The following is an 18760-nucleotide window of genomic DNA, read 5'->3' as shown; positions in this document are numbered from 1 at the left end:
TTTGCAATCCTTTTTCCTGCTGCCTTTCCAAAGTCCCGATAAAAATCGGGAGCTTTTCCCTTGCATCAGGGCTAGATAGTAATTGTCTTTTGTAAAATTATCTTTTTCTAAAAGAAAAATAGGCAATAATCGTACTTAAAAACATCAGAAATCCACCCAAAACAAATGGCGCGCCAGCAAACTGAAACGGTGCTTCTTTATGAGTGAAAAAATAGAAAACGGTACTCATCATTGGCGGACCAACAATAGCCGATGCGCTCATTAAACTAGAAAGTGTTCCTTGAATTTCACCTTGTTCATTTGCTTGAACCTGACTAGAAATAACGGCTTGCATCGCTGGACCAGCAATTCCACCAAGGCAATACGGAATTAAAAACACAAACATCATCCAACTTTGGGTAGCTGTTGCAAACAAAAACATTCCTATTGTATACAAAGCCATTCCAACATAAATACTCTTCTCATTTCCTAATTTTGGATTGATCCAGCGAATTAATCCACCTTGAACAATTCCAACTAAAAGTCCGATTACTCCAAGTGAAATTCCTACCATTTTTTCATCCCAATTGAATTTGTACATCGTAAAATAACTCCAATTACTGTGAACCGCATGCGAAGCAACATACAATAAGAAAATTGAAATCACCAATCCGATTAACTGTGGATACTTTTTTAAGTTTAAAAATGCTCCAATGGGATTAGCTCTTTTAATATTAAATTCTCGTCTGTTCTCTTTAGAAAGTGATTCGGGCAAAATAAAATATCCGTAAAGGAAATTTAGCAAACATAAAACGGCTGCTGCATAAAATGGCACTCTCGAACCATATTGACCAAGAAGTCCGCCAATTACGGGTCCAATTATAAATCCAAGTCCGAATGCTGCACCAATCATTCCGAAGTTTTTGGCTCTATTTTCGTGCGTACTTACATCGGCAATATAGGCAGAAGCTGTTGTGATACTTGCGCCCGAAATTCCGGCAATTATTCTTCCAATAAATAACCAAGTTATAGTTGGAGCAAATGCCAGCAGTAAATAATCTAGTGAAAAGGCAAAAAGTGAAATTAGAATAATTGGTCGGCGTCCAAATTTATCACTTAGATTTCCTATTAATGGTGCAAAAATAAATTGTGTTATTGCGTAAGCAAAAGTTAACCAGCCACCAATTTTAGCAGCTTCACTAATATCTCCATGAATCAATTCTTTAATCAACTTAGGAATTACAGGAATTATAATTCCCCAACCTGTGATGTCAATCAACATCGTGATGAATATAAAACCTATTGCTGCTGACTTTTTACTTTTTTTCATAGAAATAATTGAGATACAAATAAACGAAAAATCCCGAATAGATATTTCCATTCGGGATTTAATTTATATAAACAATTTCTGTGTTAACAAAAATTGGTTTTGACTATAGTTCCAATGCTTTTTTAGCATCGCCATTCATCAATAATTCTAATGGATTTTCTAATGCTTCTTTAACAGCTACTAAGAAACCAACAGACTCACGACCATCAATAATTCTGTGGTCATAAGAAAGTGCCACGTACATCATTGGGTGAATTTCAACTTTACCATTTACGGCAATTGGACGCTCAATAATATTGTGCATTCCTAAAATTCCTGATTGCGGAGGATTGATAATTGGAGTAGATAACATACTTCCGAAAACACCACCATTTGTAATTGTGAATGTTCCACCAGTCATATCATCAACAGTGATTTGACCGTCACGAGATTTAATTGCAAGTCTTTTAATTTCAGCCTCAATTCCACGGAAAGATAATGTTTCTGCGTTGCGAACAACAGGAACCATTAAACCTTTTGGTCCAGAAACTGCAATTGAAATATCGCAGAAATCGTAAGCTGTTTTAAAATCACCGTCAATCATTGAGTTTACATCAGGAAATAAAGCCAAAGCTCTTGTAACCGCTTTTGTAAAAAATGACATGTAACCTAATCCTAATCCGTTATGTTTAGCTTTGAAAGCATCTTTGTACTCGTTACGAATTAAGTTGATTGGTGTCATATTAACTTCATTGAATGTAGTTAACATAGCCGTTTCGTTTTTAGCAGCAACTAATCTTTCAGCTACTTTACGACGTAACATTGAAAGTTTAGTTCTCTCTGACCCACGATTTCCACCAGTTGGAGTTCCCATTGATGGTGTTGCATTTACAGCATCATCTTTAGTAATTCTTCCATCTTTACCAGTTCCAACAACGTCAGAAGGTTTGATGTTTTTTTCGTCTAATATTTTTTTAGCTGCTGGAGATGGCGTACTTGCTGCATAAGTCTTCTCTGCAACTGGAGCCGCCTTTGGAGCTTCTGGTTTTGGAGCTTCTGCAACTGGTTTTGCTTCTTCTTTTGCTGGAGTTGGAGCATCACCTGCTGGCTTTGCAGCGCCAGTATCGATTAAACAAACTACTGCACCAACAGCAACTGCATCACCTTCTTCTGCTTTTAGCGTAATTATTCCGCTTGCTTCTGCAGGTAATTCTAGTGTTGCTTTGTCTGAATCTACTTCAGCAATTGCTTGATCTTTTTCTACATAATCGCCGTCTTTTACTAACCAAGTTGCGATTTCTACTTCTTTTATTGATTCGCCTGGTGAAGGCACTTTCATTTCTAAAATCATTGTATTTATTTTAAATGATGAATTTTATATTTTAAATTATTCGTGTTGTTACTTCTATGTTCTAGCCCTGATTGAAGCGACATCCTTTTTCTTTTTTCTTTAAAAAGGAAAAGATATAGCGTAAAGCAGGAAATAGCTCCTAATTAAACTTATTAAGAATTTGAGATTGCTTCGTTCCTCGCAATGACTATCTAAACAAATTTTTGTCAAAAACCATTCTTATTGCATCGGCGTGACGTCTTCTATCTCTAGTGTGACTTCCTGCTGCTGGTGCTGCGTAGGCTTTTAATGATGCTAATCTCCATTTTACCAAATCGAAATTCATTAACATAAAGCTGTAAGCTCCCATATTTTTTGGTTCTTCTTGTGCCCAAACATAATCGTCTGCGTTTGGATAACTAGCGATAATTGCTTTTAATTGCTCTACTGGCAATGGAAATAATTGCTCAATACGTACCAAAGCTACGTCATTTCTACCGTTATTTTCTCTTTCGGCAAGAATATCATAATAGAATTTTCCTGTTACAAAAACTACTGTTTTTACTTTTTTCTTATCTACTAAATTGTCGTCGATAGTTTCTTGGAATTCACCATTGGCTAATTCATCTTGCGTTGAAACACATAATGGATGACGTAATAAACTTTTTGGTGAGAATACTACCAATGGTTTACGGAATTTCGTTTTCATTTGTCTTCTCAACAAGTGATAGAAATTGGCTGGCGTTGTACAATCGGCAACATACATATTATGACGTGCACACAGTTGCAAATAACGCTCCATTCTAGCTGATGAATGTTCGGCACCTTGACCTTCGTATCCGTGAGGTAATAAAAGTACGATTCCGTTTTGGTTGTTCCATTTGTCTTCACCACATGAAATGTATTGGTCAATCATAATTTGTGCACCATTAGAGAAATCTCCAAATTGTGCTTCCCAAATTGTCAACGCATTCGGATTTGCCAAAGCATATCCATAATCGAAACCTAAAACCCCATATTCTGAAAGGAAGGAATTGAACACATTGAACTTTCCTTTTTTATTTGAAATCGAATTTAAAAGAATTACTTCTTCTTCGCTATCTTCTACTTTTACAACAGCATGACGGTGTGAGAATGTACCTCTTTCTACGTCTTGACCAGAAATTCTAACATCGTAACCTTCTGTTAAAAGCGAACCATAAGCCAATGATTCAGCTGTTCCCCAATCGATAACATTGTTATCATACATTGTTTTTCTATCGGTAACAATTTTAGAAATTTTGTTGATGAATTTCTTGTCTGCTGGAAGTGTTGAAATTTCTTTTGCTATTTGATCTAGTTTCTTTTTATCGAATTTAGTATCGAATTTTTTAAGCATTTCATCGTCAGAAACTTGTTCAAATCCTTCCCATGCATCTTGCAAGAAAGGTTTGATTATCGTTAAATCTTTTTTACGAGAAGCTTGTAGATTCTCATCTAATTTATCTTTGTATTCGTTTTCAATTTTGGTTATATATGCCGCATCGATAATTCCTGCAGTAATTAATTTTTCTGCGTAAATCTCTCTTGGATTTTGGTGCTTTGCAATAATTTTATATAAAACTGGTTGTGTAAAACGAGGTTCATCACCTTCGTTGTGACCGTATTTTCTGTATCCTAATAAGTCGATAAATACGTCACGACCAAATTGCATACGGAAATCTAACGCAAACAACATAGCATGAACGACAGCTTCAGTATCGTCAGCATTTACGTGAAGTACTGGCGATAATGTAACTTTAGCTACATCAGTACAGTAAACAGATGAACGTGCATCTTGGTAATTAGTGGTAAATCCAACTTGGTTGTTGATTACAATATGGATTGTTCCTCCAGTTTTGTATCCGTCAAGTTGCGCCATTTGAACAATTTCGTACACAATTCCCTGTCCGGCAACTGCAGCATCACCGTGAACGGCAATCGGCAATACTTTAGAGAAATCGTCTGGAAAATATTTATCTTGTTTAGCACGAGCAATTCCTTCAATAACAGCACCAACTGTTTCAAGATGCGAAGGATTTGGAGCTAAATTGATATTGATTTTTTTACCAGAAGTTGTTTTTCTTTCAGAAGTTAAACCCAAGTGGTATTTTACGTCTCCATCAAAATATTCTTTATCATAATCTTTTCCGTCAAATTCTGAGAAGATATCTTGTGTAGCTTTTCCGAAGATATTGGCTAAAATATTCAATCTTCCACGGTGTGCCATTCCCATTACGAAATGCTCTACACCTTTTTCAGCAGCAGCTTCAATTAATGAATCTAATGCTGGAATGATACTTTCGCCTCCTTCAAGAGAAAAACGTTTTTGACCTACGTATTTTGTATGAAGGAAATTTTCGAAAGAAACGGCTTCATTTAATTTTCCAAGAATATGCTTCTTTTGTTCTGGATTGAAATTTGGAAGATTATCGTTAATATTAATTCGATCTTGAATCCACTGAATAACTTCTGGTTTTCTCATGTACATGTACTCAATACCAATATGTTGGCAGTATACATTCTTTAAATGAGCTATAATTTCTTTAAGTGTTTTTGGTTGATGACCAAGTATTTTGGCAGCATCAAAAACGGTATTTAAATCGGCGTCTGATAATCCGAAATTAGATAAATCCAAATTTGGTTCGTAAGTTCTTCTTTCACGTACCGGATTGGTTTGGGTAAAAAGGTGACCACGTGTTCTGTAACCATCAATTAGTTTGAGAACATTGAACTCTTTTTGAATTTTATCGGAAACTATAGAACAATCTTGATTCTCAGATGCAAAATTTGCCAACTGTTGCCCAACATTCTCTTCATTGTAAGTTGTCATTCCAAAATCGAAACCTTGAAAGAAAGCTCTCCAACTAGGTTCAACAGAATCTGGATTAAGTAAATATTGATCGTATGTTTGCGCGAAAAATTCGGTGTGTGCTGCGTTTAAAAAGGAAAACCTATCCATAATTTAGATAAAATATTCGTTGTGTTAAAAAAATTTATGCAAAAGTAAAATAATTATAACAATCTTTCAATGTTTTTACTACTTTTATATCGCTAATTAACTATATATAGAAGCATGAAAAAGAATACTTTACAGATTTTAACAAAAAGATTAACATTTCTGTTTTTTATCGGTTTAAGTTTTACAATTTCGGCGCAACAAATGCCAGAAAATAATGCAAAAAGTGATTTTTGGAGTCGTGTGCAATTTGGAGGTGGATTAGGATTAGGTTTTGGTTCTGGATTTACAAATATTTCCATTGCACCAAGTGCGATTTATAATGTTAATGAATATTTAGCGTTTGGAGCTGGACTGCAATACAGTTATTTAAGACAAAGAGATTTTTATTCGTCAAGTCAATATGGTGGAAGTTTAATTGGTTTAGTAAATCCAATTCCTGAAATACAATTATCGGTTGAGTTAGAACAATTGCGTGTGAATGTAAATTATGAAGATACCAATTTTTCCGATAAATTCTGGAACACCGGTTTATTTTTAGGCGCAGGTTATCGCATGGAAAATATTACTATTGGCGCACGATACAATGTATTGTTCAATGAAGATAAAAATGTTTATGGTGATGCATTAATGCCTTTTGTAAGGGTTTATTTTTAAACTATGAAGAAATTATTTTACATTTCGTTTTTGTTTGTTTGTGTTGTAAGTTTTGGGCAAAACAACACAATTAATTATAGATTTTTGCCAAGTTTAGCATCAGTAAATTTAAAGCCTGTTTCCTTTCAAATTAATTTGAATAAAAATAACTTTCTTTCTAAAAAAGGTAACCTTTCACTTTACAATCCCATTACCAATTTAAACGACAATTACTATGTTCTTGGTAAAAGTTACAGAATGAGTAATACCAAAACTTTCTCTGTTTACGGATTTGAAGGACAACGCATTGATTCATTCAATCCAAGTGGCACAAAAGATTTGGGAAGTGCGTTTATTTTTGGCGCAATTACTTCAATTTTAGAAATACTTTAATACCTATTTCTAAACCAAACTTTCATCCATTCACGTTTTAAAACCAAAAAAGCTACTTGCCCAGAAAGTTCAGAAATATCAGAACCATCTAACTTTTTTACTTGATCTTCAGGAACATCAATGATGTAAAGTAGGTTTAAATATTCGGCAAACTTATATTGAATTAGTCGGTAAATTTTCTCATGAAGTTGAATTTTCAATTCGTCCGGAGTTGTACTACTATGAAAATCTACTGGTTCATTGGCCAAATTGAAATCCTTGTTTATTTGCTCAATTAATTTGAGGTATAAATTTTCTTTTTCTGCTTCAGAAAGTAATTGGTCAGTATTTATTGGAGCAATGAACATTATACTTTTCTACCCATTAAATTTTCTCCAAAAGATCGTAAGATATCTTTTTTCTCGTTGTCAATTCCTATATTTTGTAAGGTATCAAATGCTTTTAAAGTATAATCTTGAATGGCTTTTTTAGTTGCATCAGACGCACCAGATTCATTAAAAATAGATTTTACAGATTCTATTTTATCCGAATTATCATCGGGTTGAATTGAAAATAAATGCAACAATTGTTCCTTTTGATTATCATTCGAAAATTCGATTGCTTTTAGATATAAGTAGGTTTTTTTGTTTTCAATAATATCACCACCAACTTGTTTTCCGAAGGTTTCTGGATTTCCAAAAGCGTCCAAATAATCGTCCTGTAATTGAAAAGCCAATCCTAAATTCAATCCGAAATCATAAATTAAATCAGCATTTTCTTTAGAAGTTTCGGCTACAATAGCACCCATTTTCATTGCTGCCGCAACTAAAACTGCGGTTTTATATTCAATCATTTTTAGATATTCAGGAATAGTAACATCATCACGAGTTTCAAAATCTACGTCGTATTGTTGTCCTTCGCAAACTTCAAGCGCAGTTTTGCTAAAAAGCTTTGCCAAATCTCTAAAAACTTCGGTATTGTATTGTTCAAAATATTGATACGCCAAAATCAACATAGCATCACCAGATAAAATTGCGGTATTGACATTCCATTTCTCATGTACCGTTTCATTTCCTCTTCGCAACGGTGCATCATCCATAATATCATCATGAACTAGTGAAAAATTATGAAAAACCTCAACTGCCAATGCTGCTGGAAGTGCTAGTTTAAAATCGGCATCAAATACTTCTGCGCTCATCAATGTCAGAACAGGACGCATTCTTTTTCCGCCAAGATCTAAAATATAATGAATTGGCTCATAAAGATTTCTAGGCTCTTTAGTTTCATATTGCGACTGTAAATAATCGGAAATAAATTCTTGGTACTGATAAATAGAATGCATAAAAGTAATTTTTGGCTAATTTACGTTATTCCAACAGGATTACAAAAGTGAATTTTTATCGAAATGTTAAATTTATGTAAATACTTTGGAAACTATTTTGGTATCTAAAGTTTCCAATATACATTTGTCAAATAATTCAACCTTAATCTACTGAAAATGACAATAACTAAATGGAATTTGAACACCAATCAATCTGATTTCATGATTAGAGCGAAAAACTCAATTATTGCCTATCTAGACAGTTCATTCAATAAACTTTCGAGTACAATTGACATTGTAAACAATCAACTTATTAATGCTAATGTCGAATTTGTTTTGGATGTAAATAAAAAAGAAGGCAAACTAGAACATGTTGATAGTAATTTAAATTTGAAAGATTTCATTAATTCCAATCAATATCCATTGGTAACTTTTAAATCAACTTCTTTTGAAAAAATAAATAACGACATCAATTTTGTAAAAGGAAATTTAACAATAAACAACATTACAAAAGTGGTTGAACTCGATGCTAAAATTGCTGCATTAGAATCGAATAACCAATCATCAAAAGTACTTTTAGAAATTATAGGAGAAATTAATCGCAAGGATTTTGGATTATATTCTAATTCAAATCAAGAAAGTAATGGATTGTTAATTGGTTCAAATATTAATATTACAGCCAATTTAGAATTTGAAATCATTAATTAAATAAATGTTAAATTTATGTAAATAATTTGGAAACTATTTTAGTATTCAGAGTTTCCAATATATATTTGCACCCGAAAATAGATTAGATTAGAAAAGTTTATTTTCAAATAAATTAAAAAAATGAAAGAGAAAATCATTAAAAAAGCGACCGACATGTTTTTGAAACTTGGTTTCAAAAGCGTAACTATGGATGATATTGCCGGAGAAATGTGTATTTCAAAAAAAACGATTTACAAATATTTCAGCAACAAAGAAATGCTTATTGAGGAAGGAACAGAAGTTGTTCATCAAAAAATACATGCTTTAATGGATAAAGTGGTTTCTGAAAATCATAATGCCATTGCCGAAAATTTTCAACTACGTGAAATGTTTCAAGAAATGTTTCAAGCATTTGACCAATCTCCAGCATATCAACTAAAAAAACATTATCCCGAAATTTATCAAAAAATGATGGAAAATGAGATTGAAGACTGCAGTCAAATGTTTCGACAAAATATTGAAAAAGGGATTAAACAAGGTTTATATCGTCCAGAAACAGATATTGAAGCAGCAGTAAAATTTTATTACACCTTAATTTTTTCAATCAACGAAAATACTCGATTAGAAAAAGAAGCGTACGAACTTGAAGCCAAAGCATTGGAATACCATACAAGAGCAATTGCAACAGCTGAAGGACTTGTAGAACTAGAAAAAAACTTACTTAATCTTAATAAATAATTATCAATCAATGAAAAACAAAATAATACTAACCTTACTTCTTTTTGCATCAATCATGCAAGCACAAGAAGAGAAAAAAAGCTACACGTTTAGCCTAGATCAAGCTATAACGCATGCTACAACCAATAATCGATCGGCAATCAATGCAAATCGAGATATAGAAATGGCTAAAAAGAAAAAGTGGGAAACTACAGCTTCTGGATTGCCTCAAATTAATGGATCGATTAGTTATCAAAACAACTTTGAAATTCAAAAATCATTAATTCCAGCTGAAATTTTTGGAGGAACACCAGGAACTTTTCAAGAAGTAGCTTTTGGAACAAAACACAATGCTACAGGAAATTTATCTTTAACTCAATTGTTATTTGATGGTTCTTATATTGTGGCGTTACAAGCTTCTAAAACCTATCTTCAATTTTATGAAAATAGCAAAAAGAAAACCGATATTGATGTTAGAGAGATGATTATCAATGCATACGGAAGTGTTTTATTGGCTGATGAAAGCGTTCAAATTCTTCAAAAAAATAAAACCGTTTTAGAGAAAACTTTGTTTGATACTGACCAAACATTTAAAAACGGACTTATCGAAGAAGAAAATGTTGAGCAACTAAAAATTACTCTAGCCTCTGTAAATAATAATTTAAATTATGTTACAAGACTTAAAGACATTAGTCTAAAAATGTTGAAAGTAAATTTAGGAATTGAAATTGAAGACGAATTAACATTGACCGATAAATTGGACGATTTAACTCAGAAAAATCTAGATTTAGCTCTTAAAAGCACCGATTTTAATGCAACAAGCAACATCAATTATGTTATTACTCAAAATTTTGTAGAACAACGTAATCTTGAGATGAAGCTTGAAAAAAGCAAAGCATTACCTTCATTATCAGCTGGAGTTAATTTTGGTTATAATTCTTTTGGAGATAAATTCACATTCTTCAACTCAGACCAAAAATACTTTAATTATTCTAATTTGGGAATTACTTTAAACGTTCCAATTTTTAGCAGTTTTGCAAGAAGTGCAAGGACACAACAAGCTCAAATTGCTTTAGAAAAAGCTAAAACTGATTTAACAGAAACAGAACAAAAATTAAAACTTGCGTATCAAAATGCTAAAAGCGATTATGAATACAGCATTGAGCAATATAATAGTTCTAAAGAAAGTTTGGGATTGGCAGAACGCATCGAAAACAAACAACAAATAAAATTTAAAGAAGGACTTTCTAGCAGCTTTGATTTTACTGAAGCGCAACGACAACTTTATACATCACAACAAAATTATTTGCAAGCTATGGTTGATGTAATCAATAAAAAAGCAGCATTAGAAAAAATAATAGGTAACCAATAACAAACAGAATAATCCAAAATAAGATGAGAAAAATACTTTTAATAACCGTTTTATCGCTGACATTATTTTCATGTTCTAAGAAAGAAAATACAGCAAGTATAGATGATTTAATAAACGCTAAGAATGTAAAAGAACTTCAAGCTAAGAAAGCTCTAATCCAAGCAGATTTAGCAAAAATTGATGAAGCTTTAGCAACATTAGATGTAAAAGTTGACGAAGCATTAGTTTCTGTTATCGCTGTAAAAGACACTACTTTCAATCATTATCTTGAAATTCAAGGAAGTGTTGACACTAAAGAAAACATCTTAATTCAACCAGAAATGCCTGGAACATTAGTTTCACTGAATGTAAAAGCGGGACAAAAAGTTTCTAAAGGTCAAATTCTTGGTCGTGTAGATGATGGTGGTTCTAGCCAACAAGTAGCTAATTTAGAAACACAATATCAATTAGCAAAAACAACATTCGAAAGACAGAAAAATCTTTGGAATCAAAAAATTGGATCAGAAATTCAATATTTACAAGCTCAAACACAGATGATTAGTTTGCAAAAATCGGTTGCTCAAGCCAAAGCACAATTGTCTAAAACTGTTATTAGAGCGCCATTTTCTGGAACAATTGACGAAGTATTTGTAGAAAGAGGTCAAGTAGTTGCTGCTAGTCAACAAGGTTTAATGCGAATAGTAAACTTAGGAAATATGTATGTTTCAACATCGGTTCCAGAAACTTATATTGGAAAATTAAAAGTAGGAACTGAAGTAGATGTTTTCTTAACTTCTCTAAATAAAACATACAAAGGAAAAGTACGTCAGGTTGGAAATTTCATCAATCCTAACAATAGAAGTTTTGGTATTGAAGTTGGAGTTCCAAATCCGGATAATTTATTACGTCCTAATCAAGTAGCCAAACTTAAAATTATCGATTATACTACTAAAAATGCAATTGTTGTTCCTACCAATGTAGTTCAAGAAGATGGAAAAGGAGACAAATTTGTATTTACTGCGATAAACATCAACGGAAAAACTGGAACTGCTAAAAAAGTACTAGTTAAAGTAGGACAATCATCAGATAACGTAACCGAAATTTTAAGCGGATTATCTTCTAATGATGTAATTGTAACAGAAGGTGTAAACACTATTTCTGACGGAATGAAATTGAACTTTTAATATCAAATATTAGATTTTAAATATCAAATTTAATATCTAAAATCTAAAATCTAAAATTTATATGAGTCATCAAAATAAAGAATTCGGAATATCAAGTTGGGCAGTAGACAATCGTGTTACTGTTTATATCTTGACCTTGTTAATTGTTATAACCGGTGTAATTGCCTACATAACAATGCCGCGTGAAGATTTTCCAGAAATTATCGAAAATAAAGTTTACATCTCGTCTGTTTTCCCAGGAAACTCAGCCGAAGATGTTGAAAAATTAATCGTTAAACCTTTAGAAAAAGAGTTTAAGAACATTTCTGGTATCGATAAAATTACTTCTAGTTCGTTTCAAGATTACGGAATGATCATCGTTGAATTTGGCGATAAAGTAGGAATTGAAGAAGCTAAAACTAAAATCAAAGACAAAGTTGATGTAGTAAAAGCCGATACCGATTGGCCAAATCTAGACAATGGAAGTAAAGTAGAACCTAATGTATTTGAATTAAACATTTCGGAAGAAGTGCCTATTTTGAATATCAACTTAAAAGGAAATTATACAACGCAACAACTTAAAAAATACGGCGAATTGCTTCAAGATGATATTGAAGAAATCCCAGAAGTTAAAAAAGTAGACATTTTAGGTGTTGATGATAAAGAGGTAGAAATTGCAGTCGATATTTTCAAAATGACTGCAGCACAAGTTTCATTTGATGAAATTCAAAATGCTGTGAAGTATGAAAACATGACGCTTTCGGGCGGAAATCTAATTTCTCAAGGCTCAAGAAACAACATCAGAATTGTTGGTGAAATAAAAGATCCAAAAGAACTAGAAAATGTAATTGTAAAATCTTACGGCGGAACGGTTTACTTAAAAGACATTGCTGTTGTTAGCTTTAAAGAAAAAGAAAAAACAACCTACGCTCGTGAATCTGGCAAGGAAGTGGTGATGCTTAACGTTAAAAAACGTTCTAATCAAAACATGATTTCTGCCATTGAACAAGTGAAAGAAAAATTAGAAAAAGCTAAATCATCCTATTTGCCTTCAAATCTTGAATTGCAGTTAACTAACGACCAATCATCAAGAGTAGAACACCAAGTAGACGAACTTTCTAACCACATCATTTTTGGTATTGTACTAGTAATGATTGTGTTAATGTTTACCATGGGATTAAGAAATTCACTATTTGTTGGAGCAGCAATACCATTATCAATGTTGATGGCGTTTAGTATTCTTTCTGCCTTCGGCTTAACCTTGAACACGATGGTTCTATTCGGATTAGTAATGGGATTAGGTATGCTTGTTGATGACGGAATTGTGGTTGTCGACAACGTATTTGCCAACATGCAAAAAGGAATGGACAGAATTACCGCTTCTAAAATTGGAATTGGAGAAATTGCTTGGCCTGTAATATCATCAACAGCGACTACGTTAATGGCATTTTTACCGTTTCTTTTATGGCCAGGAACAATGGGTAAATTCATGAAATATTTCCCAATTACATTAACTGTAACATTGACTGCTTCATTATTCGTTGCAATGGTTGTAAATGCAGCCATGACTGGTGGTTCAATGGATACTTCTGATAAAAATGTATCTAAAAGATCGGCCAAATTATATTCAATTATTTTTACAGTAATTGCGGTAATTTTTGTTCTTATCGGAAATATTTATGATTCTAAATTATCGAGAGCAATTGGTCACCTAGCTTTAATTTCTTTAGGATTAATGTGGCTGTATAAATTAAAATTATACCAATGGACACAAGATTTTCAGTACAGTTTCTTCCCAAAAATGGAAAACAAATACAAGAATTTCTTAGCCAAAATCTTAACCGGAAAAAGAGCATGGTTTGCCTTAGTAGGAATTATTGGATTGTTATTTTTCTCTTTTATCTTACTTGGAATTTTCCCAAGAAAAGTATTGTTTTTCCCTGATAATATTCCAAATCAAGTTATCGCTTATATTGAATATCCTCAAGGAACAGATATTTCTAAAACTAACAAAGCTACGTTATTTGTAGAAAAACAAGTAATTGGAATTTTAAGCAAATATGTTGACGGAAGTGAAAAAGAAAACTACTTAGCAGAATCTATTGTTTCTCAAGTTGGTGTTGGTGCAGGAAATCCAAATGTTGACGCAGGTTCAGCTTCTGAAACTCCTTACAAAGGAAAGGTTACGGTCAATTTCTCTGAATTCAAATTTAGAAAAGGAGTAAATACAGCCGATGTTTTAGAAGAAATTCGTGCCAAAGTAAAAGGAATTGCTGGAGCAACGGTTACGGTTGAAAAAGATTCAAATGGTCCGCCAGCAGGTTATCCAATTAGTATTCAGTTAACTGGTATTGATTATGATGTAATGTTGAAAGAAGCCGATAAAATGATCGCTTTCATCAATGCCAAAAATATCCCTGGAATTGAAAGATTAAGTGTTGATGTAAACAAAGAAAGTCCAGAACTTGAAGTAAAAGTAGATAGAGTAAGCGCCGGAAGTTTGGGTGTTTCTACTGGTCAATTAGGATTCAATTTACGTCGTTCGGTTTATGGTCAAGAAATTTCTACCTATAAAGAAGGTGACGATGACTATAACATCACAATGCGTATGCAAGATGACCAACGTAAAAATGAAAATGTATTGTTCAATCAATCCATAACATTTAGAAATCAGAACAATGGTCAAATGATGCAAGTGCCGATTTCTGCTGTTTCACAAACAGAGAAAACGACAACTTACAATCAAATCAAAAGAAAAAACCAAAAAAGAATTATGACGGTTTATTCTAATGTATTGACTGGTTTTAATGGTGATGAAATTACAAAACAAATTCAAACCGAATTAAAAGGATACGAATTGCCAAAAACAGTTACTTATTCGTTCTCTGGAGTTCAAGAAGAACAAGGTAAAAACCAAAGTTTCTTGATGTATGCATTATTCTTAGCCTTGGCAGGAATTACAATTATTATCGTTTTACAATTTAACTCAGTTTCTAAAACAATGGTGATTTTGTTCACCGTAATATTAAGTTTTAGCGGTGTTTTCTACGGATATGTTATCGCCGGAATGGATTTCGTAATCCTAATGACGATGATGGGAATTATTTCTCTCGCCGGAATTGTGGTGAAAAACGGAATCGTATTAATGGACTTCTTCGTACTTTTATTAGACAAAAAAGTAGCCGATAATAAACTGCAAAGTCACGATGATTTATCGTTAGAAGAAATAAAAGAAGTAATTATCGAATCTGGAAAATCACGTTTACGTCCGGTATTATTAACTGCTTTAACTGCCGTTCTTGGATTAATTCCATTAGCAATCGGATTAAACTTTGACTTCTTCGGATTAATTACCGATTTAAATCCGCACTTATTTATTGGTGGAGATAACGTAATATTTTGGGGTCCATTAGCCTGGACAATCATCTTCGGATTGACTTATGCAACTGTGCTAACTTTAGTAATGGTTCCAGTTATGTTCTACTTGGTAAAACGAGTAAAATATAAATTAAGAGATAGAAGAGAATCAAGAAAACTTGCTATCGAAGAATAAAATAATTATTGATTAAACTAAAAAGCTCCGAAATATTTCGGAGCTTTTTTATTTAAAATTGTAAACCAATCCAATTCCTAAAACTTGTTTTAATTGAAGTTTTGGACCTAATGTTATTTGTTCTCCAGCAACTTCTTCTTTAGCTTTAATATCGTCATCATATATTAAATGTGCTCCAATATTAGCTCTAACATATTCATTAACAACCAAATCCAATTGTATTTGCCAATCAACATCAACATTTCCAAAATTATTGATATAATCAGAATACAAACTCAATCTGTTTTCAAGATTGATGTTTTTCCAAACTTCTTTTTTATGATGACCTGTCACCAAAACTCCGAGTTCTGTTCTTGACTTCTTGCCTTCTTTAATTAGATTTCCATCCAAATCATATTCTGCTTTCTGAACTCCAAACGCACCTTCATTCGCCAACCGTTGATCGAGAACCAAAGTAGTTTTCTGAGTTAATGGCGACAAATAAACGTTGATTTTCTTTTCTTTATTAGAATATTCTGCTCCAATACCTGTAAAAATGTATGCTGGTGCAAATGGTTTGGAAATTGCTTTGTCGGTATTTGGATACGCATATCCGTTGGTAAATTGGGTGTTAAAATTAAATTTTGCCGAATGATACCAATTAGAAATCGTGTCTTTTCTATAACCAAAAGTTGAGTTAAACTGAAAAGCATCATCTGTTTTTCGTAACTCAACGCCGTCTTGTTTATTAACGCCATATCGTACAATAAGTTCATTAACCCATTTCATTTTATCAGTAGAATATTTTCTGATAAAATTGCCTTTCAACAAGCCTGAAACTGAACTATTCCCACCAGCATTCCAATTCATAAATGCAATCTGGCTAATGTCAAATCCAATAGTGTTTTTGCCTTCCCAATTCGAAATAGTATCGGGTAACTTGGTTTGAATTTCTTGCGAAAAAGATATTTGTGTGACTAATAAAAATAAAATTACAGAAGATTTGAGGAAGAATCTCATGGTATAAAAAGTTAAAGTTGCGCAAAAGTCGTAAAATCAAATAGTAGAAAAAAGCTTTTCTAAACTTTTAACGTCAATTTTGCACATTTGTTGCAACTCTTCTACCGTTCCATGTTCGATAAAATTATCCGGAATTCCGAGCGTTTTTATGCTGTTTTTATAATTATTTTCAGATGCAAATTCAATAATTGCAGAACCAAATCCGCCTTTGATTACACCATCTTCAATAGTAATTATGGATTCAAATGAATTGAATATTTCATGCAACAAATTTTCATCTAATGGTTTTACAAATCCAAAATCATAGTGAGCAATTGCATCAGTATTTGAAATTTTATCCAAGGCAAAACTCACATTATTACCAATAAATCCAGTTGATAAAACGGCTATTTTAGTACCACTTTTCAGCAAATGAGCCTTCCCCATTTCAATTCTCTCAAATTTGGAATTTGAAATTTGAAATTTGGAATTTGAATATTTTCCTCTTCCTCTAGGATAACGAATTGCAATCGGATGATTTAATCCTAAAGAAGCTGTAAATAAAATGTTTCGCAAATCAATTTCGTCTTTTGGAGCATAAATTATCATGTTTGGAATGCATCGTAAATATGCCAAATCAAAAACTCCATGATGCGTTGCGCCATCTTCACCAACTAATCCTGCTCTATCCAAGCAAAATATCACGGGTAAATTCTGCAAAGCCACATCATGAATCACTTGGTCATAAGCACGTTGCAAAAAAGTAGAATAGATATTGCAAAAAACCACCATTCCTTGCGTTGCCATTCCGGCTGCAAGAGTTACTGCATGTTGTTCGGCAATTCCAACATCAAAAGCTCTTTCGGGAAAAGCATCCATCATAAATTTTAATGAACTTCCACTAGGCATTGCAGGAGTAATTCCGATAATTTTCGGATTATTTGTAGCCAATTCGACTAAAGTCAATCCAAAAACATCTTGAAATTTTGGAGGTAAATTTTCTTCCGATTTTGGATGAATTTCACCTGTATTTTTATCAAATTTTCCAGGTGCGTGATATTTCACTTGGTCTTCTTCAGCTTGTTGTAAACCTTTACCTTTGGTAGTAATTATGTGAAGAAATTTTGGTCCTTTTACTTTTTTCAGTCGCTCTAATTCTGAAATCAAAGCTTTAAAATCATGTCCGTCAATCGGTCCAGAATAATCAAAATTCAACGATTTAATCATATTATTCTGCTTCGGATTTTTCCCTTCTTTAACCGATGTCAAATAATTTTTCAAAGCACCAACACTTGGATCAATTCCGATAGCATTATCATTCAAAATTACCAACAAATTGGCATCAGTAACTCCAGCGTGATTTAATCCTTCAAAAGCCATTCCGCTTGCAATTGAAGCATCGCCAATTACCGCAATATGATGTTTATTTTCGCCTTTCAATTGAGACGCAATCGCCATTCCCAAAGCGGCAGAAATAGAGGTTGAAGAATGTCCAACACCAAAAGTATCATAAATACTTTCACTACGTTTTGGAAATCCAGAAATACCGCCAAGTTGACGATTGGTATGAAAATTTTCTTTTCTTTCAGTTAGAATTTTATGACCATAAGCTTGATGACCAACATCCCAAACTAGCAAATCATTTGGCGTGTCAAAAACATAATGCAAAGCAATTGTCAGTTCAATCACACCAAGACTTGCGCCAAGATGACCTTCTTTTACAGAAACCACATCAATAATAAAATCACGCAACTCTTTAGCCAATTGAGGCAATTGCGATGTTCCCAATTTTTTTAAATCGGATGGATTATTGATGTTTTGAAGTAAATTTTCTGACATGTAGCAAATGTACGAATTGAATTCCTATTTTTGTTCTATGGAAAACATTTTCACCGACGAATACTTTATGAAAAAAGCTTTGCAAGAAGCCGAAACTGCTTTTGAAAAAGGTGAAATTCCAGTTGGTGCCATCATTGTAATTGACAACAAAGTCATTGCTAGAAGTCATAATCTTACTGAATTATTAAACGATGTAACAGCGCACGCCGAAATGCAATCGATAACTGCCGCTGCCAATTTCCTTGGCGGAAAATACTTGAAAGATTGTACTTTATATGTTACGATCGAACCGTGTCAAATGTGCGCCGGTGCTTTATATTGGAGTCAGATTTCTAAAATTGTTTTTGGTGCTCGTGATGAACAACGCGGATTTCTAACTTTAGGAACTAAACTACATCCAAAAACTCAAGTAAACCAAGGCATTATGGCTCAAGAATGTGGCGAATTAATGAAACGTTTTTTTGCCGAAAAAAGAAAGTAGCAGCATTAGTTTTTTTACAAGAAAAATAGTCCAAAAATTTATTTTACTTTTACTACAATATTTAAAA

The 18760-nt window shown here is 32.9% G+C and carries 15 protein-coding genes; 8 read left to right on the top strand and 7 right to left on the bottom strand.

The window, feature by feature from the left end:
* Positions 1-97: 97 nt before the first annotated feature.
* From LG45_RS13035 to LG45_RS13025, 3 genes are all read right to left on the bottom strand, one after another.
* Positions 98-1309 (bottom strand): TCR/Tet family MFS transporter, encoded by a 1212-nt coding sequence (locus LG45_RS13035; protein WP_035127881.1) that lies wholly within the window; start codon positions 1307-1309, stop codon positions 98-100.
* 103 nt (positions 1310-1412) lie between these two features.
* The gene (gene odhB, locus LG45_RS13030; RefSeq protein WP_035127879.1) at positions 1413-2639 is read right to left on the bottom strand and encodes a 2-oxoglutarate dehydrogenase complex dihydrolipoyllysine-residue succinyltransferase; all 1227 of its coding nucleotides are present in this window, start codon (positions 2637-2639) and stop codon (positions 1413-1415) included.
* Between the two features lie 187 nt (positions 2640-2826).
* On the bottom strand, positions 2827-5598 hold the full coding sequence (locus LG45_RS13025; RefSeq protein WP_035127874.1) for a 2-oxoglutarate dehydrogenase E1 component: 2772 nt from the start codon (positions 5596-5598) through the stop codon (positions 2827-2829).
* Positions 5599-5712: 114 nt separating this feature from the next.
* On the opposite strand from LG45_RS13025, the gene LG45_RS13020 reads away from it, so the two are divergent.
* Both LG45_RS13020 and LG45_RS13015 read left to right on the top strand, forming a co-directional pair.
* On the top strand, positions 5713-6252 hold the full coding sequence (locus LG45_RS13020) for a hypothetical protein (RefSeq protein WP_035127872.1): 540 nt from the start codon (positions 5713-5715) through the stop codon (positions 6250-6252).
* A 3-nt stretch (positions 6253-6255) separates the two neighbouring features.
* Complete coding sequence (locus tag LG45_RS13015) at positions 6256-6624, top strand: hypothetical protein (RefSeq protein WP_035127871.1); 369 nt, start codon at positions 6256-6258, stop codon at positions 6622-6624.
* Here the strand turns inward: LG45_RS13015 and LG45_RS13010 are convergent.
* Positions 6621-6971: a hypothetical protein gene (locus LG45_RS13010; RefSeq protein ID WP_035127869.1), complete on the bottom strand. Its 351-nt coding sequence runs from the start codon at positions 6969-6971 to the stop codon at positions 6621-6623. The two genes, LG45_RS13015 and LG45_RS13010, sit on opposite strands and share 4 nt — an antisense overlap.
* Complete coding sequence (locus LG45_RS13005) at positions 6971-7945, bottom strand: polyprenyl synthetase family protein (RefSeq protein WP_035127868.1); 975 nt, start codon at positions 7943-7945, stop codon at positions 6971-6973. The genes LG45_RS13010 and LG45_RS13005 overlap by 1 nt, the downstream gene beginning before the upstream one ends.
* A gap of 156 nt (positions 7946-8101) precedes the next feature.
* Here LG45_RS13005 and LG45_RS13000 point away from each other — a divergent pair, with 156 nt between their 5' ends.
* The 5 genes from LG45_RS13000 to LG45_RS12980 all read left to right on the top strand — a co-directional run bounded on the left by LG45_RS13000 (position 8102) and on the right by LG45_RS12980 (position 15395).
* Positions 8102-8632 (top strand): YceI family protein, encoded by a 531-nt coding sequence (locus LG45_RS13000; RefSeq protein WP_035127866.1) that lies wholly within the window; start codon positions 8102-8104, stop codon positions 8630-8632.
* Positions 8633-8752: 120 nt separating this feature from the next.
* Entirely contained in the window at positions 8753-9349 is a 597-nt protein-coding gene (locus tag LG45_RS12995) for a TetR/AcrR family transcriptional regulator (protein ID WP_035127865.1), read from the top strand.
* A 10-nt stretch (positions 9350-9359) separates the two neighbouring features.
* Positions 9360-10700 carry a TolC family protein gene (locus LG45_RS12990; RefSeq protein ID WP_035127864.1) on the top strand — a complete coding sequence of 447 codons (1341 nt, stop codon included), beginning with the start codon at positions 9360-9362 and terminating at the stop codon, positions 10698-10700.
* Positions 10701-10723: 23 nt separating this feature from the next.
* Positions 10724-11863: an efflux RND transporter periplasmic adaptor subunit gene (locus LG45_RS12985; protein WP_035127863.1), complete on the top strand. Its 1140-nt coding sequence runs from the start codon at positions 10724-10726 to the stop codon at positions 11861-11863.
* 61 nt (positions 11864-11924) lie between these two features.
* The gene (locus tag LG45_RS12980) at positions 11925-15395 is read left to right on the top strand and encodes an efflux RND transporter permease subunit (RefSeq protein WP_035127862.1); all 3471 of its coding nucleotides are present in this window, start codon (positions 11925-11927) and stop codon (positions 15393-15395) included.
* 48 nt (positions 15396-15443) lie between these two features.
* Here the strand turns inward: LG45_RS12980 and LG45_RS12975 are convergent, their stop codons facing one another.
* Together LG45_RS12975 and LG45_RS12970 are read right to left on the bottom strand one after the other, a co-directional pair.
* Positions 15444-16394 (bottom strand): DUF3078 domain-containing protein, encoded by a 951-nt coding sequence (locus LG45_RS12975; protein ID WP_035127860.1) that lies wholly within the window; start codon positions 16392-16394, stop codon positions 15444-15446.
* 36 nt (positions 16395-16430) lie between these two features.
* Positions 16431-18212: a 1-deoxy-D-xylulose-5-phosphate synthase gene (locus LG45_RS12970; protein WP_035127857.1), complete on the bottom strand. Its 1782-nt coding sequence runs from the start codon at positions 18210-18212 to the stop codon at positions 16431-16433.
* Positions 18213-18249: 37 nt separating this feature from the next.
* Between LG45_RS12970 and LG45_RS12965 the strand changes: the two genes are divergently transcribed.
* Complete coding sequence (locus tag LG45_RS12965; RefSeq protein WP_035128419.1) at positions 18250-18693, top strand: nucleoside deaminase; 444 nt, start codon at positions 18250-18252, stop codon at positions 18691-18693.
* Positions 18694-18760: the final 67 nt, after the last annotated feature.

Source organism: Flavobacterium aquatile LMG 4008 = ATCC 11947 (genome assembly GCF_000757385.1).
Lineage (GTDB): Bacteria > Bacteroidota > Bacteroidia > Flavobacteriales > Flavobacteriaceae > Flavobacterium > Flavobacterium aquatile.
The sequence above is the reverse complement of the archived record's forward strand: the minus strand, read 5'-3'. Positions and strand labels throughout refer to the sequence as shown.

Excerpts from the sequence above, each read along its gene's own strand:
- LG45_RS12965 (WP_035128419.1), top strand. The coding sequence starts at position 18,250 with ATGGAAAACATTTTCACCGACGAATACTTTATGAAAAAAGCTTTGCAA.
- LG45_RS13005 (WP_035127868.1), bottom strand. The coding sequence starts at position 7,945 with ATGCATTCTATTTATCAGTACCAAGAATTTATTTCCGATTATTTACAG.
- LG45_RS12975 (WP_035127860.1), bottom strand. The coding sequence starts at position 16,394 with ATGAGATTCTTCCTCAAATCTTCTGTAATTTTATTTTTATTAGTCACA.
- LG45_RS13015 (WP_035127871.1), top strand. The coding sequence starts at position 6,256 with ATGAAGAAATTATTTTACATTTCGTTTTTGTTTGTTTGTGTTGTAAGT.
- LG45_RS12995 (WP_035127865.1), top strand. The coding sequence starts at position 8,753 with ATGAAAGAGAAAATCATTAAAAAAGCGACCGACATGTTTTTGAAACTT.
- LG45_RS12990 (WP_035127864.1), top strand. The coding sequence starts at position 9,360 with ATGAAAAACAAAATAATACTAACCTTACTTCTTTTTGCATCAATCATG.
- LG45_RS13025 (WP_035127874.1), bottom strand. The coding sequence starts at position 5,598 with ATGGATAGGTTTTCCTTTTTAAACGCAGCACACACCGAATTTTTCGCG.
- LG45_RS13035 (WP_035127881.1), bottom strand. The coding sequence starts at position 1,309 with ATGAAAAAAAGTAAAAAGTCAGCAGCAATAGGTTTTATATTCATCACG.
- LG45_RS13010 (WP_035127869.1), bottom strand. The coding sequence starts at position 6,971 with ATGTTCATTGCTCCAATAAATACTGACCAATTACTTTCTGAAGCAGAA.
- LG45_RS13020 (WP_035127872.1), top strand. The coding sequence starts at position 5,713 with ATGAAAAAGAATACTTTACAGATTTTAACAAAAAGATTAACATTTCTG.
- odhB (WP_035127879.1), bottom strand. The coding sequence starts at position 2,639 with ATGATTTTAGAAATGAAAGTGCCTTCACCAGGCGAATCAATAAAAGAA.
- LG45_RS13000 (WP_035127866.1), top strand. The coding sequence starts at position 8,102 with ATGACAATAACTAAATGGAATTTGAACACCAATCAATCTGATTTCATG.
- LG45_RS12980 (WP_035127862.1), top strand. The coding sequence starts at position 11,925 with ATGAGTCATCAAAATAAAGAATTCGGAATATCAAGTTGGGCAGTAGAC.
- LG45_RS12985 (WP_035127863.1), top strand. The coding sequence starts at position 10,724 with ATGAGAAAAATACTTTTAATAACCGTTTTATCGCTGACATTATTTTCA.
- LG45_RS12970 (WP_035127857.1), bottom strand. The coding sequence starts at position 18,212 with ATGTCAGAAAATTTACTTCAAAACATCAATAATCCATCCGATTTAAAA.